20 protein-coding genes are annotated in these 25,800 nt (G+C 66.8%); 13 read left to right on the top strand and 7 right to left on the bottom strand.

Annotated features, from left to right (window positions below):
- Positions 1-91 precede the first annotated feature (91 nt).
- Genes ACODTW_RS18940 through ACODTW_RS18925 form a run of 4 tightly spaced genes read left to right on the top strand, consistent with a single transcriptional unit; the run spans position 92 to position 6,631 of the window.
- Positions 92-2,740 carry a nitrate reductase gene (locus ACODTW_RS18940; RefSeq protein WP_488947612.1) on the top strand — a complete coding sequence of 883 codons (2,649 nt, stop codon included), beginning with the start codon at positions 92-94 and terminating at the stop codon, positions 2,738-2,740.
- On the top strand, positions 2,715-4,178 hold the full coding sequence (gene cysG, locus ACODTW_RS18935; protein WP_488947611.1) for a siroheme synthase CysG: 1,464 nt from the start codon (positions 2,715-2,717) through the stop codon (positions 4,176-4,178). Before ACODTW_RS18940 ends, cysG begins: the two co-directional genes overlap by 26 nt.
- A 54-nt stretch (positions 4,179-4,232) precedes the next feature.
- Positions 4,233-5,639, top strand: coding sequence for an amidase (locus ACODTW_RS18930; protein ID WP_488947610.1), 1,407 nt, complete (start codon positions 4,233-4,235; stop codon positions 5,637-5,639).
- Positions 5,636-6,631, top strand: coding sequence for a P1 family peptidase (locus ACODTW_RS18925; RefSeq protein WP_488947609.1), 996 nt, complete (start codon positions 5,636-5,638; stop codon positions 6,629-6,631). The genes ACODTW_RS18930 and ACODTW_RS18925 overlap by 4 nt, the downstream gene beginning before the upstream one ends.
- Positions 6,632-6,664: 33 nt before the next feature.
- Here ACODTW_RS18925 and ACODTW_RS18920 read toward each other — a convergent pair whose 3' ends face one another.
- Positions 6,665-7,849 (bottom strand): aspartyl/asparaginyl beta-hydroxylase domain-containing protein, encoded by a 1,185-nt coding sequence (locus tag ACODTW_RS18920; RefSeq protein WP_488947608.1) that lies wholly within the window; start codon positions 7,847-7,849, stop codon positions 6,665-6,667.
- 97 nt (positions 7,850-7,946) lie between these two features.
- A complete protein-coding gene (locus ACODTW_RS18915) occupies positions 7,947-8,909 on the bottom strand; it encodes a patatin-like phospholipase family protein (RefSeq protein ID WP_488947607.1) in 963 nt (320 codons plus the stop codon).
- A gap of 101 nt (positions 8,910-9,010) precedes the next feature.
- Here ACODTW_RS18915 and ACODTW_RS18910 point away from each other — a divergent pair, with 101 nt between their 5' ends.
- From ACODTW_RS18910 to pgmG, 3 genes are all read left to right on the top strand, one after another.
- Positions 9,011-9,892: a sterol desaturase family protein gene (locus tag ACODTW_RS18910; protein WP_488947606.1), complete on the top strand. Its 882-nt coding sequence runs from the start codon at positions 9,011-9,013 to the stop codon at positions 9,890-9,892.
- 109 nt (positions 9,893-10,001) lie between these two features.
- Complete coding sequence (locus ACODTW_RS18905; RefSeq protein WP_488947605.1) at positions 10,002-11,336, top strand: UDP-glucose dehydrogenase family protein; 1,335 nt, start codon at positions 10,002-10,004, stop codon at positions 11,334-11,336.
- A 178-nt stretch (positions 11,337-11,514) separates the two neighbouring features.
- On the top strand, positions 11,515-12,909 hold the full coding sequence (gene pgmG / locus ACODTW_RS18900; RefSeq protein ID WP_488947604.1) for a phosphoglucomutase/phosphomannomutase PgmG: 1,395 nt from the start codon (positions 11,515-11,517) through the stop codon (positions 12,907-12,909).
- Positions 12,910-13,037: 128 nt separating this feature from the next.
- Here the strand turns inward: pgmG and malQ are convergent, their stop codons facing one another.
- Positions 13,038-14,600, bottom strand: a complete 1,563-nt coding sequence (gene malQ, locus ACODTW_RS18895) for a 4-alpha-glucanotransferase (RefSeq protein ID WP_488947603.1) — start codon at positions 14,598-14,600, stop codon at positions 13,038-13,040.
- 112 nt (positions 14,601-14,712) lie between these two features.
- On the opposite strand from malQ, the gene ACODTW_RS18890 reads away from it, so the two are divergent.
- Positions 14,713-17,931: a glycoside hydrolase family 15 protein gene (locus ACODTW_RS18890; RefSeq protein WP_488947602.1), complete on the top strand. Its 3,219-nt coding sequence runs from the start codon at positions 14,713-14,715 to the stop codon at positions 17,929-17,931.
- A gap of 216 nt (positions 17,932-18,147) precedes the next feature.
- On the opposite strand, the gene ACODTW_RS18885 is transcribed toward ACODTW_RS18890, so the two are convergent.
- Positions 18,148-18,528 carry a YraN family protein gene (locus ACODTW_RS18885; protein ID WP_488947601.1) on the bottom strand — a complete coding sequence of 127 codons (381 nt, stop codon included), beginning with the start codon at positions 18,526-18,528 and terminating at the stop codon, positions 18,148-18,150.
- Entirely contained in the window at positions 18,515-19,480 is a 966-nt protein-coding gene (gene rsmI, locus ACODTW_RS18880) for a 16S rRNA (cytidine(1402)-2'-O)-methyltransferase (protein ID WP_488947600.1), read from the bottom strand. The genes ACODTW_RS18885 and rsmI overlap by 14 nt, the downstream gene beginning before the upstream one ends.
- A gap of 31 nt (positions 19,481-19,511) precedes the next feature.
- Between rsmI and ACODTW_RS18875 the strand changes: the two genes are divergently transcribed.
- Together ACODTW_RS18875 and ACODTW_RS18870 are read left to right on the top strand one after the other, a co-directional pair.
- Positions 19,512-20,843, top strand: coding sequence for a penicillin-binding protein activator (locus ACODTW_RS18875; RefSeq protein ID WP_488947599.1), 1,332 nt, complete (start codon positions 19,512-19,514; stop codon positions 20,841-20,843).
- Positions 20,844-20,861: 18 nt separating this feature from the next.
- Entirely contained in the window at positions 20,862-21,431 is a 570-nt protein-coding gene (locus ACODTW_RS18870; protein WP_488947598.1) for a L,D-transpeptidase family protein, read from the top strand.
- A gap of 72 nt (positions 21,432-21,503) precedes the next feature.
- Here the strand turns inward: ACODTW_RS18870 and ACODTW_RS18865 are convergent, their stop codons facing one another.
- A complete protein-coding gene (locus tag ACODTW_RS18865) occupies positions 21,504-22,442 on the bottom strand; it encodes an SAM-dependent methyltransferase (RefSeq protein WP_488947597.1) in 939 nt (312 codons plus the stop codon).
- Positions 22,443-22,611: 169 nt separating this feature from the next.
- Between ACODTW_RS18865 and ACODTW_RS18860 the strand changes: the two genes are divergently transcribed.
- Positions 22,612-23,187: a Pvc16 family protein gene (locus tag ACODTW_RS18860; RefSeq protein ID WP_488947596.1), complete on the top strand. Its 576-nt coding sequence runs from the start codon at positions 22,612-22,614 to the stop codon at positions 23,185-23,187.
- Positions 23,188-23,199: 12 nt separating this feature from the next.
- Here the strand turns inward: ACODTW_RS18860 and ACODTW_RS18855 are convergent, their stop codons facing one another.
- Entirely contained in the window at positions 23,200-23,850 is a 651-nt protein-coding gene (locus tag ACODTW_RS18855; RefSeq protein ID WP_488947595.1) for a LuxR C-terminal-related transcriptional regulator, read from the bottom strand.
- A 334-nt stretch (positions 23,851-24,184) separates the two neighbouring features.
- Here ACODTW_RS18855 and galU point away from each other — a divergent pair, with 334 nt between their 5' ends.
- Both galU and ACODTW_RS18845 read left to right on the top strand, forming a co-directional pair.
- Entirely contained in the window at positions 24,185-25,054 is an 870-nt protein-coding gene (galU, locus tag ACODTW_RS18850) for a UTP--glucose-1-phosphate uridylyltransferase GalU (protein WP_488947617.1), read from the top strand.
- 249 nt (positions 25,055-25,303) lie between these two features.
- Positions 25,304-25,729: a DUF2946 family protein gene (locus ACODTW_RS18845; RefSeq protein WP_488947594.1), complete on the top strand. Its 426-nt coding sequence runs from the start codon at positions 25,304-25,306 to the stop codon at positions 25,727-25,729.
- The last annotated feature ends 71 nt before the right edge of the window (positions 25,730-25,800 follow it).

Here is a 25,800-nt window from a genome sequence, read left to right as displayed (position 1 = left end):
GAGTCTATATCGCGGCAGACGCCGCTCTGCGCTGGGCCCCGGCTTTCGCCGGGGTGACGGAAGAAGCAGAAAAGCAGTCCAAGGAGCCCCCATGCCCACAACCGACATCAAGACCACCTGCCCCTATTGCGGCGTCGGCTGCGGCTTGATCGTCAGTCAGGCGCGGGATGGCTGGGTGGTGGGGGGCGACCCGGAGCACCCAGCCAATTTCGGCCGCCTCTGTTCCAAAGGCTCCGCCCTGATCGACACGGTGAATGCGGAGGCACGCGGCGATGTCCGCCTGCTGCATCCCCAGATCGGCAATACCCGTGTCGGCTGGGAAGAAGCAATTGCGGAGGTGGCGACCAGGCTTTCCGCCACCATCGCCGAACATGGGCCCGATGCCGTCGCCTTCTATGTCTCCGGCCAGTTGCTGACGGAGGATTATTATGTCGCCAACAAGCTGCTGAAGGGCTTCATCGGCAGCCCGCATATCGACACCAATTCCCGCCTGTGCATGGCCTCCACCGTCGCCGGGCACAAACGCGCCTTCGGGGCGGATGTGGTGCCGGGCTGTTACGAGGATCTGGAACTGGCCGATCTGGTGGTGCTGGTCGGGTCCAATCTGGCCTGGTGCCATCCGGTCCTGGCCCAGCGCCTGCGCAAGGCAAGGCGTGACCGGGGCACCCGCGTCGTCCTGATCGACCCGCGCGCCACAGCCTGCAACGATCTGGCCGACCTGCATCTGCCCGTGAAGCCCGGCACGGATGTGGCCCTGTTCAACGGGTTGCTGGCGCATCTGGATAATGCCGGCGCCATCGACCGCGCCTATGTGCTGCGCCATGTCACGGGGTTGGAGGCGGCGCTGGAGGCGGCGCGGGCCGATGCGCCTGATGTGGCCGCGACCTGCGGCCTGGACCCGGCCGACCTTGCCCGTTTCTATGACTGGTTCACGGCCACCCCGCGCACGGTCACCGTGTTCAGCCAGGGGGTGAACCAGTCGTCGCGCGGGACGGACAAGGTCAATGCCATCCTGAATGTGCATCTGGCCACGGGCCGGGTGGGCAAGCCGGGGTCCAGCCCCTTCTCTGTCACCGGCCAGCCCAACGCCATGGGCGGGCGGGAGGTGGGCGGTCTGGCCAACCAGCTGGCGGCCCACATGAACCCGGACGATGCGGGCGATGTAGAACGGCTGCGCCGGTTCTGGAAGGCGCCGGCCCTGAAGGGCGGGCAGGGTCTGAAGGCCGTGGACATGTTCCGCGCCATCCGTGACGGGCGGATCAAGGCGCTGTGGATCATGGCCACCAACCCCGCCGTCAGCCTGCCGGAAGCCGATCTGGTCCGCGAAGCCCTGGCCCTCTGCCCCACGGTCATCGTGTCGGACATTGTGGGCAGCACCGACAGCCTGGATTACGCCCATATAAGCTTGCCCGCCGCCGGCTGGGGGGAAAAGGACGGCACCGTCACCAATTCCGAACGCCGCATTTCCCGGCAGCGCCCCTTCCGCCCCCTGCCAGGCGAGGCCCGGCCCGACTGGTGGATCATGGCGAAGGTGGCGGCGGCCCTGGGCTTCGGCCCGGCCTTTGCCTGGACCAGCCCGTCCGCCATCTTCCGCGAACATGCCGCCCTGTCGGCGTTTGAGAATGATGGGCTGCGCGCCTTCGATATCGGTGCCTGGGCCGACGCCAAGGACAATGCCTACCAGTCCATGCCGCCCTTCCAATGGCCGCAGCCGGCGGGGGCCAAGCGCGGCACGGACCGGCTTTATGCCGATGGCCGCTACACCCATGCCAATGGCCGGGCCCGCATGTGGCCTGTGTCCTTCCAGCCGCCGGTAGAGCGGCCATCCCTGCGTTTCCCCCTGATCGCCAATACCGGACGGTATCGCGACCAGTGGCACACGATGACGCGCACGGGCCTGTCCGCCCGCCTGTCCGCCCACCGCCCGGAACCACTGCTGGAGATGAACCCGGCCGATGCCGCCGCCTGTGACGTGATGGAGGGGGAATTGGCCCGCATCACCAGCATGCAGGGCGAGGCGCTGATGCGGGTGACCATCACCCAGGCGCAGCAGCCCGGACAGGTCTTCGTGCCCATGCACTGGTCCGATACGCTGTCGGCCAGGGGCGGCATCGGCCGGCTGATCGCCGGCCACACCGATGCCATCTCCGGCCAGCCGGAAAGCAAGCATGTGCCCGTGCGGGTTGAACGGTTCATCACGCAATGGGCGGGGCTACTGTTCACCACGCGCGACCTGGACCTGTCCGCCATCCCCTATTGGGTGCGGCAGGAGGCGGGCGCCTGCCGCATCATCGAACTGGCCGGCGATGCGGAACCCGCCTTCCCCGCACTGACCGATTGCGAGCATCTGGATTATGCCGACCCGGCCCGTTCCACCCGCCGTCAGGCCTGGCTGAAGGACGGCCATCTGGTCGCCTGCCTGTTCCAGGACGGGGACCGGCCGGACGTGGCGCGCGACTGGCTGACGGACCTGTTCGCACAAGGCCCCCTGTCGCCCGCCGACCGCACCCGCCTGCTGGCCGGCCGCGCACGCCTGGCCGACGGGCAGGGCGATGCCGGCCCCATCGTCTGTTCCTGCTTTGCCGTGGGCCGCAACCGCATCGCCGACGCCATCACCTGCGGCAAGGCCCGCACGGTGGAACAGGTGGGCGCGGTGCTGGCCGCCGGTACCGGCTGTGGTTCCTGCATTCCCGAGATCAAGGAGATCCTGCGCCATGCTGCACCAGACGTCGCGGCCTGATCCGGCCCAGCCCATGCCTTACTTCCCCGTCTTTCTGGACCTGCGCGGCCGCACCGTGCTGCTGGCCGGCGGTGGGGAGGTGTCGGCGTCGAAGGCCCGCCTGCTGGCCCGTGCCGGGGCCGCCATCCTGCTGGTGGCTGATGAGCTGTCGGCGGAGATGCTGGAACTGCTGGAAACGGGCGCCATCACGCGGCGGGAGCTTGAATTCCGCCCCGACCTGCTGAACAGCGCCGTGCTGGCCATCGACGGGGCGGGCGATCCCGACCTGACCGACCGCATCCGCAGCGCCGCCTTTTCCCGCAATGTGCCCGTCAATGTCGTGGATGTGCCCGCACTCTGCGATTTCACGGTGCCGGCCATTCTGGACCGGTCGCCGGTGGTGGTGGCCGTGTCCACGGGCGGCGGCGCCCCGGCACTGGCCCGCAATATCCGCCAGCGGCTGGAAGCGGCCATCCCCGCCGGCTATGCCAATCTGGCCCGCGCCGCACGGCAGGCCCGCACCCGCGTGCGCGACCGGCTGGAGACCATGCGCGACCGTCAGCGCTTCTGGGACCGCGTCCTGTCCGGCCCCACGGCCGACCGGCTGATGGCCCTGCCGGAGGATCAGGCGGTAGCGGCCATCGAGGCGGAGCTGGCCCGGTTCATCGCCGGCGGCCGTGACCGCGAAGGCTCTGTAATGCTGGTCGGGGCCGGCCCCGGCGATCCGGGCCTGCTGACCCTGACGGCCGCGCGCGCCATCGGCACGGCCGACATCATCCTGCATGACGCGCTGGTGCCTGACGCCATCCTGGATCTGGCGCGGCGGGAAACGCGGCTGGTGTCGGTGGGAAAGCGTGCGGGCTGCCGCTCCGTCCCGCAAGCCTTCACCAACCGACTGATGGCCGCCTGCGCCCGGCGGGGGCTGAAGGTGGTGCGGCTGAAGGGCGGCGACCCGTTCGTCTTCGGCCGAGCGGGGGAGGAAGCGGATTTCCTGCGTGCCCAGGGTATTGCCGTGCAGGTGGTGCCCGGCATCACCGCCGCCATGGGTGCCGCCGCCCAACTGGGCCTGCCGCTGACCCATCGCGGCGTGGCCCGGTCGCTGCGCATCGTCACGGCCCATTGCCGCACGGGCGCCGAAACGGACGCCATCGACTGGCGCCCCCTGGCCGATGCGGGCACGACCCTGGCGCTTTATATGGGGCGTGACCGGCTGGGGGAAATCGCCGCCAGCCTGATCGCCGCCGGCCTGCCGCCCGTAACCCCCGCCGCCCTGGTGTCCAACGCCACAAGGCCCGAGATGGAGGCACGCTTTGCCAGCATCGCCGATCTGGCCGCCGCCCCCGCCCTGTCCGATCCCGCCGCGCCGTCACTGATCCTGGTCGGCGATGCCGTGGCGGAGGCGCCGGGCTGGGCCGCGCGGTTCGTGGCGGAGGAATGTGTGCGGGCGGTGGCGGTGTAGCCCTGCGGCACGCCGTCCGTTGCGCGCCTGGAAACAAGGCGCTATCGATGGGGGATGACTGAGCCCTGTGATCTTGGTGCCGTCGATCTGCTGGCGGCCTATCGGACCGGCGCGCTGTCACCTGTGGAGGTGATGCGTAGCGTCCTGGACCGCATGGATGCGGCCGAACCGCTGATCGCCGCAACCTGGGCCGCCCGGCCGGACGCAGCGCTGGCCGAGGCCAGGGCGTCGGAGGCAAGGTGGCTCGCCGGCACCCCGAAAGGGCCGCTGGACGGACTGCCCGTCACGCTGAAGGAACTGATCGCGACCAGGGGCGTGCCCAAGCCCATGGGTACGGCCGCCGCCGACATGACCCCGCAGGCAGCGGACGCGCCCCCGGCCGCCCGACTGGCCGAAGCGGGCGCCATCTGCTTTGCCAAAACGACCGTGCCGGATTTCGGCATGCTGTCATCGGGCCTGTCCAGTTTCCACCGTCTGACCCGCAATCCCTGGAATCCCGCGCTGAACCCCGGCGGGTCCAGTGCCGGAGCGGCCGCCGCAGCGGCGGCCGGCTATGGCCCCCTGCATGTCGGGACCGATATCGGCGGTTCGGTGCGCCTGCCCGCCGGCTGGTGCGGTATTTTCGGCTTCAAGCCCAGCAATGGCCGTATCCCCATCGACCCGCCCTATTACGGTCGCGTCGCCGGCCCCATGACCCGCACCGTCACCGACAGCGCCCTGATGATGGCCGTCCTGTCGCAGGCCGACGACCGCGACCACATGTCCCTGCCCCCGGCCACCCTGCCCTGGCCGGACCTGGACGCCCCTGTGAAGGGGTTGCGCATCGGCCTGATGCTGGATGCCGGCTGCGGCCAAGCGGTGGAGCCGGAAGTGGCCGCTGCGGTCATCGACGCCGCCCGCGCGCTGGAAGCCGAAGGGGCCATTGTAACCCCCGTCGGCCCCATCATCAGCCGGGAGATGCTTGACGGGCTGGACCGGTTCTGGCGCACGCGCTTCCTGCATGAAATGGAAAAGCTGCCGCTGGCCCGCCAGGCCTTGATCCTGCCCTATATCCGCGACTGGGTGGGGGCCGCCCGGGGTTACAGCGCCATGGATGTCTATACGGGCCAGGATCAGATGATGCGGATGAAGGACGCGGCCCGCGCCATATTCCAGGGGCTGGATTTCATCCTGTCGCCGACATCGCCCGGCCCTGCCTTTCCGGCAGAATGGGCCAGCCCCGTCAATGATCCGGCCCGGCCCTTTGAACATATCGCCTTCACGGTCGCCTGGAACATGTCGGACCATCCGGCATCGTCGATCAATTGCGGCTACACATCCGACGGGCTGCCCATCGGGTTGCAGATCGTGGGGCGGCGGTTTGACGATATGGGCGTGCTGCGCCTGTCCCGTGCCTTTGAACAGATCCGCCCGGCCCAGCGCCCCTGGCCCACGCCGTGGCAGCAACAGGTGACCCTATGAGCTTCCGTCCCGGCCCCCGCAACAGCATCACCGACATTGACGGGCTTCTGGTCGGCCATGCCACGGACGAGGTGATCGGGTCAGGCGTCACCGTCATCCGCTGCGGCGGGCAGTGGGTAGCGGCCGTGGATGTGCGTGGCGGCGGCCCCGGCGTGCGGGAGACGGAGACGCTATCGCCCGAAAATGTCGTGGGTGGCATCCATGCCATCTGCCTGTCGGGCGGGTCCGTCTTCGGGCTGGCGGCGGCGGACGGGGTTGTGGGCTATCTGTCGGAACGGGAGATCGGCCTGCGCCTGCGCCCCGGCGGCCGCGCCATCCCCATCGTACCCGGCGCCGTGCTGCACGACCTGAACAATCAAGGCGACAAGAATTGGGGGGAGATTTCCCCCTATCGCGCCCTGGGCGCACAGGCCGTGGCCCATGCCGGGGTGGATGTCGCCCTGGGCAGCGTCGGGGCCGGGCGCGGGGCCATGGCCGGCTATATCAAGGGCGGGATCGGTACGGCGTCCATCGATCTTGGCGGCGGCTTGATGGTGGCAGCACTGGTTGCCGTCAACCCCGTCGGCTCCGTCTTCATGCCGGACGGCCGCAGCTTCTGGGCCTGGCCCTATGAGATTGACGGCGAATTCGGCGGCATCCGCCCCGACCCGGCCCAACCGCCCGCCACGGACCCGATCCCGGACGAAACCCGCCTGCGCGAGCTGGGCCGGTTGCAGCCGGGCGCCAACACCACCCTGGCCGTCGTCGCCACCAATGCCGCCATCGACAAGGTGGAGGCCAAGCGCATCGCCATCATGGCCCAGGACGGCTTGGCCCGCGCCATCCGCCCCGTCCATACGCCGTTTGACGGCGATCTGGTCTTCTGCGTGGGCAGCGGGGCCGTGGCGCTGGGCGATGAGCGGGCCCGTTCCTGGCAGGCCGCCCGCATCGGCACGGCCGCCGCCGACTGCCTGGCCCGCGCCATCGCCCGCGGGGTGCATGCGGCGGGGTGACTTGGGCCAGCCGTCCCCTGGTGGACGGGGCCCCTAATTCCCCCAATCGCCCGACCCGGCCCCGTAATCGTCAATGGCGGTCAGCATGGCGGAGACCAGATCGCGTTCCCGCGTCGTCAGCTCCGGGCGCCAGATGTCGAACAGCAGGATGACGCGGGTCTGATTGCTGTTGTTCCAGGCTTCGTGCTCGATCGTGTCGTCAAAGACCCAGGCCCTGCCCTCCTGCCATTGCCTGGTGTCATTGCCGACGCGGAAGCCACATTTTTCTGGCACGATCAGCGGCAGATGGCAGATCAGGCGGGTATTCACGAAACCTGTGTGCGGCGGGATATGCGTGCCCGGCCGCAGCATGGAGAACAGCACCGACGGCGCCCGCCCCCGGATGCCGGCCAGCGGCAACCCTTCCAGCGCCTTCACCGTGGCGGGGCAGCGGGCGATATTGTCCGGCTGCGGTTCCCCGTTCTTCCACAGGAAGAAGGCGCCCCAATCCTTGTTGCCGCGCAGGCCCGACCGGTCGATCTGGGCGCGGTCGGCGCTGGCTTCCAGATAGGGCTGGAAGGCATCGGGCCCATCCAGCACGGCCTGAAGCTCTGTCCGGATGGCGTCCGTCTGTGCTTCCAGCGGCTCCAGCCAGGGGAAGACGTCCCGCTCATAGAACTGCACCTGCGGCAGTTCGGGGAACAGGAAGGCCTGCGGCTGCTGGTAGAAGACCTGACGGCGACCGAACAGGATGTCCAGGGACCGGGCGAAGCGTCCGCCGGACGTGGCCGGGTCGAACCCGTGGCCCTTCAGGCTGGACAGAAGATGCGCCTCGAACTTGGCGCCATAATCCTGCACCACCTGCTGCACGCGCTTCAGTTCGGCCACCAGATCGGCCGGCAACTGCGCGGCTGGCGGGGCGACGCGCAGGGCGTTGCCATAGAAGGAGGTGGCGGCCTTATCGGCACCCGTGGCAGCGAAATGGTCGCCCTTCAGGATCAGGGCACGGACATTGCGCGGATCGATCAGCAGAACCTGATCCAGCGCCGACAGCATGCCGCCGACATCCCCCACCCCACGGCAGCCATAGGCCAGCCCCAGCAGATTGCCCAGGTCCCGTGCCCCGGCGGCCACTGCCCGCCCGAACCCCGCCTTGGCCCCGGCGAAATCCCCCCGTTTCAGGGCTTCGGCCCCGGCGCGGGAATGCGGGGTGGGGTCGGTGGTGGGGCGCGTGAACATGGGGTACCCGGTCGAATTTGGATCGGGTCATTGAAGGGATGCGGGGGCGATGCGTCAACTATGTTCCGGCCGCGCACCAGCGCGACGTACGCCCCCCTCACCGCACCATGGCCAGTTCCACGGCCGGGCGCATGGCGACGGCGGCGGAGTAGCCCAGCTGGATCAACTCCTCCGCCCGTTCGAATTCCAGGATGCCGATATGGCCGATGCGCGGTGTGATCAGCACGTCGGGCGGTTCACCGGCCAGGCGAGACCGGGTAATGCGGTCCTGCATGATGTCGATGGAACTGGCCATGACCTCCAGAATGCCGGGGGCGGGGCTGCGCGGCTTGGCGAAGCGGGCCTGGAACTGCTGCCGGGCGTTCTCTCCCACCTCGTTCAGCTTGGCCGCCAGCTTGGCCAGCGGCTTGGCGATCTGCCGCGGCGGGTTCCCCTCCGTCACCAGTTCCACCGGATGTTCGGGCAGGCTGACATTGACGGGCCCCAGCTGCTGCTTGCCCAGCCGCGGCATCTGCGACAGGTCGCCGTTCAGGTTGATGGCGATCACCACTTCGGCACCCAGGGCCCGGCACAGCGATACCGGCACGGGGTTCACCAGGGCGCCGTCGGCCAACCACATGTTCTGATGCGGCACGGCCGGGAACATGCCGGGAATGGCGGCCGAGGCGCGGACGACATCCAGCAGGTGCCCTTCGCGCAGCCACACCTCCTTGCCGGTGGCAAGATCGGTGGCGACGGCGGCAAAGGGGATGGACAGCGATTCGATGGGCACGTCCGTGCGTTCATTGCGGAACCGCTCATAGGCCTTTTCAACGCTGACCAGACCGCCGCGGGAGAAGGTGAGGTCCAGCAGTTTCAGCGCGTCCAGCATGCCGAAACCCTGGGCATATTCCTGCAATTCCGGCAGCAGGTCAGTCAGATAGGCAGCCCCGACCAGCGCGCCCACCGACGTGCCGGCGATGACGTCCGGCTTCAGCCCGATTTCGGCCAACGCCCGCAGCACGCCCACATGTGCCCAGCCGCGTGCGGCGCCACTGCCCAATGCCAGACCGATCTTCATGATGCGACAGCCCTTTTTCCCGCCCTGCGACCGCGCGGAACCTTGCGCGACCGGGTGCTAAACGGCAATACATCCATGTGATTTTGCCAAAAGGAAGACCGATGCGTGCCGTCATCGCCCATCTCTTGTGGCCCCTGCTGGTTGCGGTCTGTATCGCCGGCTACTGGTATGGCTGGCAATCGGGCCATGCGGTGCTGGCTTTCAACGCGACCTATTTCGGGCTGGCGGCCGTGCTGCTGATCCTGGAACGGGTCATGCCCTATGAACAGGCCTGGATGAAAAGCGACGGGCAGCTGTTCAACGACATCGCGCATACGGTGCTGAACAAGGGCCTGGGTCAGGCCATCGCGGCGTCGATCGCCATCGCCGGGCTGGACCAGGCGGGACCGACGGCGGCGTCGGGCTTCTGGCCCGGCGACTGGCCGATGGCCGCACAGGTGCTGCTGGCGCTGATCGCCGGAGAATTCGGGCTTTATTGGGCGCACCGCACGGCCCATGAATTCCGCGCCATCTGGCACTGGCATGCCATCCATCACAGCGTCACCAAGCTGTGGATCGTCAATACCGGCCGCTTCCATTTCCTGGACAGCCTATGGAAGACGGCGTTTGCCATGGCCATTGCCGGGCTTCTGGGCGCGCCCAAGGATGTGATCCTGTGGGTGCTGGCCATCACCACCTATGTCGGCTTCCTGACCCATTGCAATATCGACATGCGTTGCGGCCCGCTGAACTGGATTTTCTCCACCCCGGAGCTGCATCGCTGGCACCACAACCGCGACCCGATTGAGGGCAATGTCAATTACGGGGAGAATTTCATCCTGTGGGACATCGTCTTCGGCACCCGCCTGCTGCCGTCCGATCGCAAGCCGCCGGTCAATATCGGCTGCAAGGACGTGGTGCCCGACAGTTTCCTGGGGCAACTGGCCTATCCGTTCCAGGCCTGGGCCCGGCGCGATTTCTGGAACAAGAAGAAGGCGGCGTGACGCCGTCATCATCACGGCAGAAGACCGCACCGGGCGGTTTGTGCTAAGGGCAGATTGTATGTCGGGGTGACCGTCAGGCGTCCCCCCTTTCAAGGATGGGAGATTTCCGATGCGCATTGCCGTCATCGGCACCGGCTATGTCGGTCTGGTTTCCGGGGCCTGCTTTTCCGAATTCGGTGTGGACACGGTCTGTGTCGACAAGGATGAAGGCAAGATCGCGCGGCTGCTGAAGGGGGAAATCCCCATCTATGAGCCTGGCCTTGAAGCCCTGGTGGAAAAGAACGCCAAGGCTGGCCGCCTGTCCTTCACCACCGATCTGCCCAGTGCCGTGCGCGGCGCCGATGCCGTGTTCATCGCGGTGGGCACCCCGTCGCGGCGCGGCGACGGCCATGCCGACCTGTCCTATGTCTATGGTGCTGCGGCGGAGATTGCGGCGGCGCTGGATCCCGATGATTACGCCGTCATCGTGACCAAAAGCACGGTGCCCGTGGGCACGGGGCGTGAAGTAGCACGCATCATCCGCACCACCCGGCCCGAAGCCGATTTCGACGTGGCGTCGAACCCGGAATTCCTGCGTGAAGGCTCGGCGATCGAGGATTTCATGCGGCCCGACCGCGTGGTCATCGGCACCGACAGCGACCGCGCGCGCCAGGTGATGCGGGCGCTGTACCGGCCGCTGTTCCTGATCGAAACGCCGATGGTCTTCACCAGCCTGGAGACGTCGGAACTGATCAAATATGCCGCCAATACCTTCCTGGCCGCCAAGATCACCTTCATCAACGAAATCGCCGACCTGTGCGAGAAGGTGGGCGCCGACGTGCATGACGTGGCCAAGGGCATCGGCCTGGACAACCGCATCGGCAAGAAGTTCCTGCATCCCGGCCCCGGCTATGGCGGGTCCTGCTTCCCCAAGGACACGCTGGCCCTGGTGAAGACGGCACAGGATTACGGCAGCCCGCTGCGCATCATCGAAACCGTCGTCGATGTGAACGACAAGCGCAAGAAGGCCATGGCGGACCGCGTGATCGCCGCCTGCGGCGGGTCGGTGGAAGGCAAGCGCATCGGCGTGCTGGGCGTGACCTTCAAGCCCAACACGGATGACATGCGCGACGCCCCGGCGCTGGACGTCATCCCGGCCCTGCAGGCGGCCGGCGCCCATGTCGCCGCCTATGACCCGGCCGGCATGCATGAGGCGGGCAAGCTGCTGCCCGGCGTGGAATGGGTGGCCGACACCTATGCCGCCTTGAACGGGGCCGACTGCGCCCTGGTCCTGACGGAATGGAACGAATTCCGCATGCTGAACCTGTCCCGCTTGCTGAAGGCGATGAAGGCGCCGGTCCTGGTCGACCTGCGCAACATCTTCAATCCCGAAGACGCGGAAATGGCCGGCTTCGCCTACCATTCCATCGGCCGTCCGGGGCGGGTGAAGAAGGGGCATCGGTAAGGGGATTTCGGGGCCGGCGGGCAGGCCAAAGACTTTTGGTAACGCCCGCTTCTCCACTACTTTCGCGTGTCGGCACAAACAGGTGCATTACCGCGTTCAACAGGCTGGCGGCAGCGCGCGGCTTGTGCTTTCCTGCCGTCCCAGACCTTTTAACCAACCCTGTTCAGGTGACCCCAACATGACCCTGGCGCACAATTTCCACCCCACGGTCCTGCGCGAATACGATATCCGCGGTATCATCGGCAAGACGCTGACGACCGACGACGCGCGTGCCATCGGGCGCGGCTTCGGCACCATGGTTGTGCGCGGGGGCGGCAAGAAGGTGGCGATCGGCTTTGACGGCCGTCTGTCCTCCCCGTCGCTGGAAGAAGCCGCGGTCGAGGGGCTGAAATCCACGGGCCTGCATGTCGTGCGCATCGGCCTGGGCCCCACGCCCATGCTGTATTTCACGGCCCGTCATCTGAAGCTGGATGCCGGCATGATGATCACCGGCTCCCACAATCCGCCGGATTATAACGGCTTCAAGATGATGATCGGCAAGGCGCCGTTCTATGGCGCCCAGATCCTGGAGATCGGCAAGATCGCTGCTGCCGGCGATTTCGAAACCGGTGAGGGCAGCGAAGAGACGATCGACATCCAGGACGCCTATGTCGAGCGTCTGGTGGCCGATTATGACGGCACCCGCGACCTGAACGTGGTCTGGGACAATGGCAATGGTGCTGCGGGCGAGATCCTGCGCCGTCTGGTCGCCAAGCTGCCGGGCAAGCATACGCTGCTGTTCGATGATATCGACGGCACCTTCCCCAACCACCATCCCGACCCGACCATTCCGGAAAACCTGGAAGACATCATCCACAAGGTGGCTGAAGAGAAGGCCGACCTGGGCATCGCCTTTGACGGCGACGCCGACCGCATCGGTGCCGTGGATGAAAAGGGCCGCATCGTCTGGGGTGACCAGCTGGTCGCCATCTATTCCAAGGATGTGCTGGCCAACCATCCCGGCGCCACCATCATCGCCGATGTGAAGGCCAGCCAGACCCTGTTCGACCAGATCGCCAAGCTGGGCGGCAAGCCGCTGATGTGGAAGACGGGCCATTCGCTGCTGAAGGCCAAGATGGCCGAAACCAACAGCCCGCTGGCCGGCGAAATGTCGGGCCACATCTTCTTTGCCGACAAATATTACGGCTTCGACGACGCGCTCTATTGCGCTGTCCGCCTGCTGGGTCTGGTGTCGCGCCATGGCGAACTGTCGGCCCTGCGCGATGAGCTGCCCGACGTGCTGAACACCCCGGAAGTCCGCTTCCAGGTCAGCGAGGAACGCAAGTTCGCCGCGGTGGAGGAGATCAAGGCCCGCGTGAAGGCGGAGGAAGCCGCCGGCGGTCCGGAGGTCAACGACATTGACGGCGTGCGCGTGAAGAACGCCGATGGCTGGTGGCTGCTGCGCGCGTCCAACACCCAGGACGTGCTGGTCGCCCGTGCGGAGGCGTTCAGCGCCGAAGGGCTGGAACGCCTGAAGGGCGCCATCAAGGACAATCTGGCCAAGAGCGGCATCGCCGCCCCGGCCGATTTCTGATCGGCGCCAGAGCGCGTGCGAGAAAGGCCGGCGGGGGTGACCCCGCCGGCCTTTTTGCTGCGGTGTGCAGCGTAAGTCTGAAGCCTCACCCGCGACCTACGGCCTTGAACTTCGCGCCGTGCTAGACGCTACCCCGCCAGCCGCCCCGCCGTCGCCGTCAGGTCGCGCAGCCGTTCCACATCCTCGTCCCGCCATTGTCCCGGCTGCAGGCGCCAGCCCCAATTGCCGTCGGGCAAGCCTGGAACATTCATGCGGCCTTCGGTGCCCAGGCCCAGCACATCCTGTACCGGCGTGATGACCAGTTCGGAATTGACGCCCAGGGCGAAGCGGATGAAGTCCCAGTGCAGTTCGCGCCCGTCCGTATTCAGGTAGGAGCGGATGCGCTGCCCCAGTTCCCCGTCCAGGCCACCGCGTGAGGCGACCCAGCCCAGGATCGTGTCATTGTCATGCGTGCCCGTATAGAACACGGAATGGGCGGCATAGCGGTTGGGGTCGTAATGCCAGGGTTCGAAATGGTCACCCCATTCAAAGGGCAGGACGCGCATGCCGGGGAAGCCGAAATGGTCGCGCAGCCGCTCCACCTCCGGCGTGATCACGCCCAGATCCTCCGCGATGATGGGCAATTCCCCGCACCGGTCCTTCAGCGACTGGAACAGTTCATAGCCGGGCGCCGGCACCCAATGGCCATGCATTGCCGTTTCTTCGTTCGCGGGGATTTCCCAATAGCTTTCGAAGCCGCGGAAATGGTCGATGCGGACCATGTCCACGGTTTCCAGGGTCTTGGCGATGCGCCGGTGCCACCAGGCGAACCCTTCGGCGCGGTGCGCGTCCCAGCGGTAGAGCGGGTTGCCCCAGCGCTGGCCCGTGGCACTGAAATAATCGGGGGGCACGCCGGCCACGACATGTGGCTGACCGCGTTCATCCAGTTCGAACAGGTCGCGGCGGGACCAGACATCGGCGCTGTCGCCCGCCACGAAGATGGGGATATCGCCCATGATGCGGATGCCGCGGGCATTGGCATCCTTCTTCAGGGCCATCCATTGCCGGAAGAACAGGAATTGCTGGACCTTCACCTTCTTGATGTCAAACGACAGGGTGTGCCGTGCCTCCCCGATGCCGATCGGGTCGCGCGTGGCATACAGCGCGTTCCAGTCCAGCCAGGCCCGACCCTGATGTCGGGCCTTCAGAACGGTATAGAGGGCGTAATCATCCAGCCATTCGGCATCGTTGCGGGCGCGGAAAAGCTCAAAATCGCCCCATTCATCATCATCTGACGACCGTTTCAGGAAGTCGCCGGCCACGATGTCGAGTGCCGCCAGCTTGGCCGCGGCCACCCCGTCATAATCGACCCGCGCCGCGTCATTGCCGGGCAGCCGTTCCAGCAGGCCAGCATCGCAGAAGCCATCGGCCACCAGATCATCGAAACTGATCAGCAGCGGGTTGCCGGCAAAGCTGGACAGGGCGGAATAGGGGCTGTTGCCCAGGCTGGTGGGGGCCAGCGGCAGGATCTGCCACACGCTTTGTCCGGCCGCCTGCAACTGGGCCAGGAAGGCGCGGGCCGCCGGGCCCATATCGCCGATGCCATGGCCGCCGGGCAGCGAGGTCGGGTGCAGAAGAAGGCCACTGGCGCGCGGGGTCGTCATGATGGGCGGGGTCTTTCCTGCGGGGTCGAAAGGGGCAAGCCGTGGCATCATCCTACACCATGATTTCGCATGCCATGTTGCATTGCAATAGTTGCACGCTTTGGTAACGCTGTTACAGTTATCACGCGCTGGATGGCGTGAATTCATGACGGGGTGCGGGATGCCGGAATCGCCACTGCCACGGGGTAGTGCCAAGCAGGGACCGCAGGCGGCGAAAAGCGCGCTGGACCGGCTGTTCGACCATGTGAACCGGGTGATCCTGTCGCGTCAGCACCCGATCACCGGCCTGCTGCCGGCCAGCACGGCCGTGACCGTGCATGGCAATTACACCCATGCCTGGGTGCGCGATAATGTCTATTCCATCATCGGCCCCTGGGCCCTGTCGCTGGCCTATCGCCGCCGGGGCGACAGCACGGCCCGCGCCCGCCTGCTGGAACAAAGCGTGGTGAAGACCATGCGCGGCCTGTTGCAGGCCATGATGAAGCAGTCGGCCAAGGTGGAGCGGTTCAAGCATACCCAGGCCCCGCTGGACAGCCTGCACGCGATCTATTCCGCCAGCACCGGAGAAGCGGTGGCGGCCGATGATGGCTGGGGCCATTTGCAGATCGACGCCACGTCCCTGTTCCTGCTGATGCTGGCGCAGATGACGCGGTCCGGCATGTCGTTGATCTACACGATGGACGAGGTGGCGTTCGTCCAGAACCTGGTCCATTACATCGGCCCCGCCTATCGCATCGCCGATTTCGGCATCTGGGAGCGCGGGCGCAAGATCAATGACGGAGCCGTGGAACTGAATGCCAGTTCCATCGGCATGGCCAAGGCCGCCATGGAGGCCATGCAGGGCCTGGATCTGTTCGGGGAGGATGGGGGCCGAGTCGCCGTCATCCATGCCGTCCCGGACGAGATCGCGCGGGCGCGCGCCACGGTGGAGGCGCTGCTGCCGCGTGAGTCCGGGTCGAAGGAGGTGGATGCGGCCTTGCTGGGCATCATCGGCTGGCCGGCCTTCGCCGTGGATGCGCCTGATCTGGTGGAGCGCACCCGCAGCGAGATCCTGGGCAAGCTGGGCGGCCCCTATGGCTGCAAACGCTTCCTGACCGACGGGCACCAGACGGTGCTGGAGGATCATTCCCGCCTGCATTACGAGGCTGGCGAGCTGGAGCGTTTCCGCGGCATCGAAAGCGAATGGCCGCTGTTCTTCACCTATTTCTACGTGACCGCCCTGTTGACCGGCAACGCGCGGGAGGCCGCGCAATGGCGTGAGAAGCTGGACGCGCTGCTGGTGGAAAAGGGGGCGGACGCCCTGCTGCCGGAACTGTTCATCGTCCCGGAAGCGGCGGTGGAGGCCGAGCGCGCCCATCCCGGCAGCCAGAAGCGCGTGCCCAACGACAATATCCCCCTGCTCTGGGCACAGAGCCTGTTCATCATGGGCCTGCTGCTGGAGGAAGGGTACCTGTCGGCGGGCGATATCGACCCGCTGAACCGCCGGGCCAAGCTGAAGCCCAAGCCGCCCGTGCCCCTGCGCCTGATCGTCCTGGCGGAGGACGAGAAGGTGCGCGGGCAATTGAAGGATCATGGTCTGTCCTGCCAGACGCTGGCCCAGGCCGGCGGTCAGATCCATATCTGCCATGTCGATGTGCTGGTCGGCGCGCTCGCCGAACTGGGACGGTGCGAGGCATTGGGTCTGACCGGTCGGCCGCCGCGCCGGCTGGGCACGCTGATCACGGCCAATGGCTTCCGCTTTGCCGGACAGCCGGCCGTCATCGTGCCCACCTTCGTGGATGAACAGGACGGGTTCTATTTCACCTATGACCACCGGTTCCTGGTCGACCGGCTGCTGTCGGAAATCGCCTATATCAACCGCACCTGGACCTTCACCAAGCCGCCGCTGCTGGTCTTCCCCGTGTCGCGCGGCATGGCGGCGGGCGAAGGCTTCGCGGAACTGGCCCGCACCCTGTCCGATCTGGTGGCCGGCCGTGTGCCCGATCTGGTCGTGCGCGGCGGCGACCTGACCGACGCCTATGGCAGTGCGCGCATCGTGCCGTTTGATCAGGTGGCGCCCAGTTGCCCCGTGTCGGCGCGCCCCGTGCGGGCGCAGGTGGGGGATGCCGGCTTCGACTTTGCGGCCCCGCCGCCCGGCGCGGAGGATCGCCGCTGGATCGAGGAGGGGGACACGCCCTGGCTGGCCAAGTCGCTGGACGGGGAACGCCGGGCTGGCTGGCACCTGCTGATGCTGTCGCTGCTGTGGCAGCGGCAGGGACGCGATTTCGTGCCTGATGGCGGACAGGCATTGTGGCAGCGGGCGGAGAAAATGTACCGCGCCGCCGGCCATGCCGGTCGCTGGGACATCGTGCGCCCGCTGGCCTGGCTGATGAACCGCCATGACGAGCGGCTGCAGGATGCGGTGAAGGAAATCGTCGTCCGGCAGAAGCATGTGATCCTGGGCGACAGCGCCCGCCCCGGCGCCGTCGTCGACCGGCCGCTGGCCAATGCCGATATCAGCAGCCGGCTGGCCGCCATCGGTGGCGACCCGGCGACGCTGATGCTGCGGGAGGAGATGCTGCTGTTCTCCGGCACGCTGATCAAGGCCAGCCCGGAACTGTTCCGCTATACACTGTCCCTGCGACCGGCCGATCTGCTGGGCCTGCTGATCCGCAGCGTGGGCCGGCAGCGTGGCCTGTCGGATGCGGCGGCGCTGGAGGTGCTGAAAGCCGAAGGGCCGCATGCCATCCTGACGCGCCTGCGCCGCCTGATCTCCCGCTGCCCTGGCATGACGGGGGATTTCTGCCTGCCCGTGCTGGCGCGGGCCAGTGCGGTCGACAAGCCGGAATTCGCCATGGACGGAGACCATTGGGCGGCCCATGTGCTGACCGGTGGGGACTGGTGGGGCTGGCGTGACACAGCCGGCGTGCTGCTGCCCATGCCGGAGGATTTCTTCCGCCGCGTCTGGGGCCTGCTGCGCCATTGCGACGGGCTGATCATCGCCGACCCGACCCACACGGACATGCGCCTGGACAGCGCCATGCTGCGCGCCGACCGCACGCCCGGCGAACGTGATTTCGCGCGGGAGGTGGAAGGCCGCCTGGACCGGATCATGAACCCGGAATACCGGCAATTGACGGTGGAGGCATTGTGGGCCCTGTCGGAGATGCTGGGGGTGCATCGCGACGTACACCTGCCGGGGCTGATTTCCACCGACCGTGTGGTATCCGCCGCCGTGGCCCGGCATTGGACCCTGACCCATCCCGGCCAGGGCGACCCGAACGGCGCCGCAGCCTGGAAAGCCTTCTACAACCTGTCACCCGTAGCGGCCGCCGAACACTTGGCCATGGGCGCCCTGATCCTGGCCGGGCTGGCGCAGGCCGTGCCAAACGCGGCGTGAGGGGGGGGTGCGCTGGGCCGGCCCCGCCTCAGCATTTGTCTGGTTTATGCTGAAGCATTCTCTACCGTCACCCCGGCGCAGGCCGGGGTCCACGGTCGTAGAGCATGGTGCCCTGCATTCTGGACCCCGGCCTGCGCCGGGGTGACGGTGGGGAGAACCATTCCGATTCTATCCAAACCTGACATGCTATAAGCCCCAGACCTCAACCGCGCCGCTCTACACCCCATCCACCCGCCACACATCCTTGATGTGCCGGGGCAGGCGGCGGGGCAGGACGGCCATCAGGTCGAAGCGGATGGCATGATGGGCCAGATGCGGGCGGCGGGCCACGAAATGGCTGATGGCGGCATGGCGCCGCCGCCAACTGGTGCGGGGAAGCGACGACAGGGCCAGGGTCAGGCTTTGCCGGGCCTTCACCTCCACCACCGCCACCACACCACGCTTGGCGGCGATGATGTCGATCTCCCCCACCGGCAGGCGCAGGCGGGTGGCCAGGATGCGGTAACCCTTCAGCCACAGCACCAGACAGCACAGCCATTCCGCCAGCCGGCCCAGCCGTTCGGCCCGGCGGCGGTCGATGCGGTTACGCCGCGTCATCGCCTCCTGTCCCCATTTGCAGGGCCCGCGCATAGACCTGTTTCTTGGGCTGGCCCGTGATGGTGGCGACATGGGCGGCCGCGTCGCGCACGCTCATGCCACCCGTCAGTGCCTGGCGCAGCAGGCTGTCCATGTCGGCGGCGTCCGTGGCCGCAGCATCGGCGGCGGGCGGACCGACAACGACGACGATCTCCCCCTTGGGCGGGCCGTTATCCGCATAATGGCGGGACAGGTCTGCGGCCGGACCGCGCCGCACCTCCTCGAACAGCTTGGTCAGTTCGCGCGCCACGGCCACTTCCCGGTTGCCCAGGCTGGCAGCGATGTCGGCCAGCATGTCGGCCAGACGCTGCGCCGATTCGTAGAAGATCAGCGTGGCCGGCAGGGTGCGGAACATCTCCAGCTCCGTCCGCCGCGCCGCCGATTTGGGCGGCAGGAAGCCGCCGAACAGGAAGCGGTCGCTGGGTAGGCCCGACAGGACCAGGGCCGTGATGGCGGCATTGGCGCCGGGCAAATGGGTCAGGGACAGGCCGCGATCCTTGGCCTCGCGCACCAGCTTGAAGCCCGGATCACTGACCAGCGGCGTACCCGCGTCGGACACCAGGGCGACCGACGCCCCGCCGGCGATGCGGTCCAGCAGCACGGGCCGCATCTTCGCCGCATTATGGTCGTGATACGGGATCATACGGGCACGGATGCCATAACGGCGCAGCAGTTTGCCGGTTACGCGGGTATCTTCGCAGGCGATGGCATCGACGCCGCGCAGGATCTCCAGCGCACGCAGGGTGACGTCACCGGCATTGCCGATGGGTGTGGCGACGATGTAAAGCCCCGCCTGCGGTTTACGGATCGGGCCGCTGCCGGTAGGCTGCGCGACCGTTTCATCGTCGCCGTCCGCTTCCTCGGGGAATTCCCCGTCGAACGGGTCGGCGTCAAGGTCGGGTTGGTCGTCCATGGGATGTGACGTCAAGGGGAAGGGGTTCCGGATGTTTGGGAATTCGCGTCGGCGCGGGGCATCGTTGCTGGTGACGTTGACAGCGGCCATGGCCCTGCTCGGCGCCTGCGCCAGCCCCAGCAGCGTACCGGCCCCGCCCCCCACCCCGCAACCCCCGCCGGTGGCCGCCCCCCCCAAACCCGCGGTGGAGGCTCCGCCCCCGGTCGCCCAACCCGTGATGCCGAAGGATGACAAGGTCCGCGTGGGCCTGCTGCTGCCTCTGACCGGCAACAGTGCCGCCCTGGGACAGGCCATGCTGGACGCGGCCCAAATGGCGCTGTTCGACCTGGGGGATGACAAGTTCACGCTGTTGCCCCGGGATACGCAGGGCAATCCGAATACGGCTGCGCTGGCGGCGCAGTCGTTGGTGGAAGACGGGGCGGGCATCATCCTGGGCCCCCTGTTCGCGGGCGAGGCGGCGGCGGTGAAGCCGGTCGCCGCCCGCGCCAACCGCCCGGTCCTGTCCTTTTCCAGCGATTGGAACATGGCCGGCGGCGGCGTCTGGATCCTGGGCTTCCAGCCCCAGGAACAGGTACGCCGCGTCGTTTCCCTGTCGCAGACCCGCGGCATGACCCGGTTCGCCGTCGTTGCCCCGGCCACGCCCTATGGCGATGCCGCCGTGGCGTCGCTGAAGGAAGCGGCCGAACAGGCCGGCGGGCAGGTGACCAAGATCGAGCGCTATACGGCTGGGGCCACGAACCTGACCGATCTGGTCAAGCGGCTGTCGGATTTCGATCAACGTCAGGCGGCCTTGGCCGCCGAGCGGTCGCGTCTGCAGGCGGCCGGCGATCCCGAGTCGCTGTCGGCCCTGCGCCGCCTGTCCAATGCCGACACGTTCGGCCCCCTGCCGTTCGACGCCGTGCTGATCGCAGAGGGCGGGCAGACCTTGCGCGAACTGGCAGCGCTGTTCCCCTTCTTCGATATCGATCCCGGGCCGGTGCGCATGCTGGGCACGGGTCTGTGGGACGAGGCGGGGCTGGGCCGGGAAGGCGCCCTGGTCGGCGGCTGGTTCGCCGCACCGGCCCCCGGCGGACGCGAAGCCTTTGAGGCGCGGTTCCAGCAGCTTTACGGCTATCGCCCGCACCGGCTGGCCACGCTCGCCTATGACACTACGGCGCTGTCGGCCGTACTGGCCAAGGGTGGCGCCGGGTTCAGCGTGGGCACGCTGACCAATCCCAATGGCTTTGCTGGCGTGGAGGGCATCTTCCGCCTGCTGCCCACGGGCACGGCCGAACGCGGCCTGGCCGTGATGGAAGTGACGCGCACGGGCACGGTGGAGGTCGATCCGGCGCCGCAGAGCTTCGTGCCGCCGCCCTCGTCATAACCGCAAGGGACATTTCCCATGGATATCACGGTCGCCAAATCCACCGACGGGCAGCATTACCTGACCTGGAATGGCATCCGCGTGCGCTGCGCCGTGGGGCGCACGGGCATCCGGCTGGACAAGCGGGAAGGCGATGGCGGCACGCCCGTCGGCGCCTTCACCCTGCGCCGGGTGCTCTACCGCGCCGACCGGCTGTCGCCGCCCGCGACCGCGCTGCCCCTGTCGGTGATCGGCAGGGACGATGGCTGGTGTGACGACCCGGCCCATCCCGACTATAACCGGCCGGTGAAGCTGCCCTTTGCCGCCAGTCACGAGGATCTGTGGCTGGACAGCGCCGTTTACGACATCATCGTGGTGCTGGGCCATAATGACGACCCGCCTGTGCCGGGGCTGGGCAGTGCCGTTTTCTTTCACCTGACCGGTGCCGATTACGGCCCGACGGCGGGATGCGTTGCCGTGCCGCTGGCCGATATGCTGCCCATCCTGGCCGCCGCCACGCCCGGTGACCGCATGGTCGTCACCCCACCGGCCCAGGCGATGGCGGCCTGTGACCCGGCCGACCGGCGGGGCGGCTGCTGGCCCACCTGATACACGGCAGCCGCCAGGGTTTGTCAGCCCGTCCAGGTCGGTGCGTTGGCGTGACGGACCTTTCGGCCTTCCTCACGCCCCCAGCCTGATCCAGGTCAGCTCATGCTTGTTCTGGCAGAGATGGACCAGCTGGCTGCCCGGAATGGCCGCGAAGGCGCGGGCGGTTTCGTGATCCGTCTCCCCCTGGAATTTCAGGGTGCAGATATAGTTACGGGCCAGACCCGACTCCAGCCAGCCCTGGATCATGCGCAGCAGCTTCGACGGATAGCAGATGACGTCGCAGGCCAGCCAGTCGACGGGGCCGATATCGGCGGGCATGATGCCAAAAGCACTTTCCCGCCGCTCCGTCACGCCGGGCAGTGCCGCGATCTTCGGGTCCAGCGGCGCCTTGTCCACGGCGATGACCTTGGCCCCGCAGCTTTGCATCACCCAGGTCCAGCCGCCGGGGCAGGCACCCAGGTCGATGCATTGCTCCCCGGGCTTGGGCGTGTAGCCGATGCGGGTAAAGGCTTCCCAGAGCTTCAGGTAGGCCCGGTTGGGCGGGGTGACCTTATCCTCGATGAACTCGATCTCCCCGTTCCAGAACGGGCTGGAACAGCGGGCGGCCGCCAGGATCGTGTTCTCGTTCAACAGGGTCCATGACCCCAGCGGGGCCGCCGGCGGGGCCGTGAAGAAGGTCAGCGGCTTGGCCGAGACATGGGGCAGATTGTCCTGGATCAGCTGCGCCCGGCGGTGATGCTGGAACCCGTAATGGGCCCAGTTGCGCTGGATGGCGCGCAGCGCCTTGGCGCCCTGCTTGATCGACTGGATGGGGATCAGGACGGGGTCGTACCAGATATTCTGGGCCCAGGCGGCCGGGCGCGGCGGCCCGTCGGCCAGCACCAGCCGCCCATGCACCGACCGCACCTCGCCCAGTTCGGCCAGCAGCGGTTCCAGGAATTCTTCCACTGCCAGATAGGCCGTAGCCCCGAGCGGGGTTGCCGTCGGGCCCGTCACATCATCGTCGGTCATGCCGATCCCCCTGGAAAAAGCCCTGGCACAGAGCATGGCTCGGCAAGTGTCGTCAAGACGATCGACCCATCACCACAGCCGAAAGCCGCAACGCCGGCATAGTCGCAGGGCCATATACACGCTATGGTTTGATTATGGATAATACAATGTGACACTGGAAGGCCCCACCATGGACCAGATCAAAAGCATAATGGAATTCGTCCTGAAGCAAGCCAATCAGGCCATTGACGGCCAGTCCGGCGCTTTAGAGGTTCCGGTCAAGCTCGGCAACCTGACGAATATCGACAGTCAGCCGAACCCCAACACGGCCGACAGCGTGGTGTTATGCTTGTATGGCCTTGAAAAGGAACAAGCCAATCAGCCCTATCACCACGCCAGTGGCGGGGTCAGCAGCTACGACGCCACCAGTATTAAGGTGCCGCTATACCTCAATCTGCACCTGATGTTCGTGGCAAACTTCGATAGCACCAATTACAGCGAAGGCCTCAGCAGGCTTTCGCGGCTGATCAACTATTTCCAGCGCACTCACACGTTCACACATAATGAACAGCCCGATCTGCCAAACTTCGTCGACAGGATCACGCTCGAATTCCAGCACCTTGGCATCAAGGAGGCGCACGATATCATGCGTGCCATGGGCGCCACCTATCGACCCGCGATTTTCTACAAACTGCGGACGATTGCCTTCGGACGGCGAGAACCCACACTGGCGGCACTCCCGGCATCGGAGGAGACCCACACCTGAGGGGGCGCCCCCTCAGGTGGCAATGTCACCGGACGCGATAACAGCCTGCGTGCGATTACGCACGCCCAGGCTGCGCATGACGGCCGTGACGTGGATTTTCACCGTGCCTTCGGACAGGCCCAGTTCATAGGCGATCTGCTTGTTCGACTTGCCCTCGCGCAGGCAGCGCAGCACGTCGCGCTGACGCTGGGTCAGCGCCGGCGCGCCGGCACCAGTGGCGGCCGGAGCGGCACCAGCCGGCGTCGCCGCAGCGACACCCGGTCCGTCGCCCAGCAATGCCGCCGGCGGAACATAGATGCCACCGGAGAAGATCAGATTGAGCGCCGACAGCATGATCTTCACGGATGATGATTTCGGGATATAGCCCGACGCACCGCTATCCAGCGCCGCCCGCACATCCGCTTGCGATTCGGAGGCCGAGACGATGACCACGGGCGTACCAGCCTGCGCCTCGCACACGTCCTGAACGCCGGAGAAACCGGGAAAGCCGGGCATTTGCAGATCCAGCAGCACCAGGTCGAAATCCTGCCCGTCATGGGCCAGATCCCGCACCTCGTCGAAGGTACCCGCCTCCACAAAGGTGGCATTATCGTCAAGCTGGGTCAGCAGGCGGCACAGCCCCTCTCGGAACAGCAGATGGTCATCGCCAATCAGGATTTTCATCACTTGATCCCAAGCCCGATTATCACAGTCCCCACCTCCCGCGCCGCCCCACATGGGAGATTGGCAAAGCCTTTTGCCGTGCCATCTTGTGGACAGTATCCCACCCTTAATAAATCAAATTTTCCGGATTGTCTGTGACAACCGTCGCCCGCTTCCGCGTTTCTGCGGATCGACGGCAACCCACGGTATCGATACCGTTGGGACAGGCTGCCGAACCGTATCGCGGCTTTGTTGCGGGACGGGCGGCGGACGTGGCACAACAGAGGAAGCGGCCGTTGGCACCATGCCTTCGGCACGGAACAGAGCGATCATGGCAGTCAATACAGGGATCAAGATGCCCCAGAAAGTGCGCAAGGCCGTGTTCCCGGTGGCGGGTCTGGGGACCCGCTTCCTGCCGGCCACCAAGGCCATCCCGAAGGAAATGCTGCCGCTGGCCGACCGCCCGCTGATCCAGCACGCGGTCGACGAGGCCAAGGCCGCCGGCATCGACCAGTTCTGCTTCGTCACCAGCCGCGGCAAGAGCCCGCTGGAAGACCATTTCGACCTGAATTACGAACTGAACGAGACGCTGCGCCGCCGCGGCAAGGCCGATCTGCTGAAGATCGTCGAAGATATCCAGATCGAATCGGGATACCTGTCCTATGTGCGACAGGCCCAGCCCCTGGGACTGGGTCATGCCGTCTGGTGCGCCCGCGAGTTCGTGGGTAACGAGCCGTTCGCCGTGCTACTGCCCGACGAACAGGTGCTGGGCGACAAGCCCTGCCTGGCGCAGATGATGGAAGCCTACGATCAGGTCGGCGGCAATCTGCTGTCGGTGTTCGAGGTGCCGCGCGAGCAGACGAACAAGTACGGCATCCTGGACATCGCATCGGAAGATGGAAAGCTGGTGTCGGTGAAGGGGCTGGTGGAAAAGCCGGACCCGGCCGTCGCCCCGTCGAACCTGTCGATCCAGGGTCGCTACATCCTGCAGCCCGACGTGTTCAAGCATTTGTCGGTGTTCGAAAAGGGTGCGGGCGGGGAGATCCAACTGACCGACGCCATGGCCAAGCTGATCGGCCATCAGCCTTTCCATGGCTTCAAGTTCGAAGGCCAGCGCTTCGACTGCGGTGACAAGCTGGGCTTCGTGCTGGCCAATGTCGCCTATGCGCTGGAACGGCCGGACATGGCCGACAAGGTGCGCAGCGCGCTGAAGGCCATGCTGTAAGGGCATTTAGTGTTCCCTCAGGCGCCGGGCGCCGCCATCCGGCAGCTTGGCTTACGCGGGCATCTGCCCGCGGGCCGGCGGTCGCCGTCCTCCAAGGGTCCATTGACCATGACCCTTGGCTTAAGATCGATGAAGGGCGGTCCTGATCGGGGCCGCCCTTTTTCTTTGACCCCGCCGATATTTGCGCCCGCACAAACGCCGCAGCGACAGGCCATTGACCGAATGGTTAAGGTTGGTCAAAAGAAGCGCATGGAACGGGCGAGAATCATTTCCAGTCTCAACAGCATGGCACGGCGTCTGGCGCCGTGGCTGTTGCTGCTCGCCCTGCTGCTGCGCGGCATGATCCCCGCCGGTTTCATGCCCAATCTGGACCCGGAAAACGGCAAGGGTTTCCTGGTCATCTGTACGGGCAGTGGCATGTCGACCATCGCCACCGGCGGCGATGGCGACAACGGGGGGGATGGCAAGGCCGCCCCCGCCGATACCGGCCATCAGGGCCTGTGCTCTTTCATGGCAATGACGCTGCTGGGTCCCGTCCTGCTGCTGCTGGCGCTGCTGTTGCCGGTCAACAGGGCGGGCATATCCCTCAGCCCAGCCTTGCGGGTCCTGTGCCGCCGCCTGCTGGTCGGCGCGCCCCTTGGCGCCCGCGCACCGCCAGCGCCGTTCGCTGCCTGACCTGCCGGCCCGCCCGGCCCATAGCCTTTTCCCCTTTCGCTTTCTCCCGACAGGCGCCGCCCGCCCTGACC

The sequence above is a fragment of the Niveispirillum sp. FG148 genome (genome assembly GCF_057809655.1).
The sequence above is the reverse complement of the archived record's forward strand: the minus strand, read 5'-3'. Positions and strand labels throughout refer to the sequence as shown.

What these genes read in the sequence shown, in the direction of transcription:
- ACODTW_RS18940 (WP_488947612.1), top strand. Translation starts at nt 92, where the DNA reads ATGCCCACAACCGACATCAAGACCACCTGCCCCTATTGCGGCGTCGGC.
- cysG (WP_488947611.1), top strand. Translation starts at nt 2,715, where the DNA reads ATGCTGCACCAGACGTCGCGGCCTGATCCGGCCCAGCCCATGCCTTAC.
- ACODTW_RS18930 (WP_488947610.1), top strand. Translation starts at nt 4,233, where the DNA reads ATGACTGAGCCCTGTGATCTTGGTGCCGTCGATCTGCTGGCGGCCTAT.
- ACODTW_RS18925 (WP_488947609.1), top strand. Translation starts at nt 5,636, where the DNA reads ATGAGCTTCCGTCCCGGCCCCCGCAACAGCATCACCGACATTGACGGG.
- ACODTW_RS18920 (WP_488947608.1), bottom strand. Translation starts at nt 7,849, where the DNA reads ATGTTCACGCGCCCCACCACCGACCCCACCCCGCATTCCCGCGCCGGG.
- ACODTW_RS18915 (WP_488947607.1), bottom strand. Translation starts at nt 8,909, where the DNA reads ATGAAGATCGGTCTGGCATTGGGCAGTGGCGCCGCACGCGGCTGGGCA.
- ACODTW_RS18910 (WP_488947606.1), top strand. Translation starts at nt 9,011, where the DNA reads ATGCGTGCCGTCATCGCCCATCTCTTGTGGCCCCTGCTGGTTGCGGTC.
- ACODTW_RS18905 (WP_488947605.1), top strand. Translation starts at nt 10,002, where the DNA reads ATGCGCATTGCCGTCATCGGCACCGGCTATGTCGGTCTGGTTTCCGGG.
- pgmG (WP_488947604.1), top strand. Translation starts at nt 11,515, where the DNA reads ATGACCCTGGCGCACAATTTCCACCCCACGGTCCTGCGCGAATACGAT.
- malQ (WP_488947603.1), bottom strand. Translation starts at nt 14,600, where the DNA reads ATGCCACGGCTTGCCCCTTTCGACCCCGCAGGAAAGACCCCGCCCATC.
- ACODTW_RS18890 (WP_488947602.1), top strand. Translation starts at nt 14,713, where the DNA reads ATGCCGGAATCGCCACTGCCACGGGGTAGTGCCAAGCAGGGACCGCAG.
- ACODTW_RS18885 (WP_488947601.1), bottom strand. Translation starts at nt 18,528, where the DNA reads ATGACGCGGCGTAACCGCATCGACCGCCGCCGGGCCGAACGGCTGGGC.
- rsmI (WP_488947600.1), bottom strand. Translation starts at nt 19,480, where the DNA reads ATGGACGACCAACCCGACCTTGACGCCGACCCGTTCGACGGGGAATTC.
- ACODTW_RS18875 (WP_488947599.1), top strand. Translation starts at nt 19,512, where the DNA reads ATGTTTGGGAATTCGCGTCGGCGCGGGGCATCGTTGCTGGTGACGTTG.
- ACODTW_RS18870 (WP_488947598.1), top strand. Translation starts at nt 20,862, where the DNA reads ATGGATATCACGGTCGCCAAATCCACCGACGGGCAGCATTACCTGACC.
- ACODTW_RS18865 (WP_488947597.1), bottom strand. Translation starts at nt 22,442, where the DNA reads ATGACCGACGATGATGTGACGGGCCCGACGGCAACCCCGCTCGGGGCT.
- ACODTW_RS18860 (WP_488947596.1), top strand. Translation starts at nt 22,612, where the DNA reads ATGGACCAGATCAAAAGCATAATGGAATTCGTCCTGAAGCAAGCCAAT.
- ACODTW_RS18855 (WP_488947595.1), bottom strand. Translation starts at nt 23,850, where the DNA reads ATGAAAATCCTGATTGGCGATGACCATCTGCTGTTCCGAGAGGGGCTG.
- galU (WP_488947617.1), top strand. Translation starts at nt 24,185, where the DNA reads ATGCCCCAGAAAGTGCGCAAGGCCGTGTTCCCGGTGGCGGGTCTGGGG.
- ACODTW_RS18845 (WP_488947594.1), top strand. Translation starts at nt 25,304, where the DNA reads ATGGAACGGGCGAGAATCATTTCCAGTCTCAACAGCATGGCACGGCGT.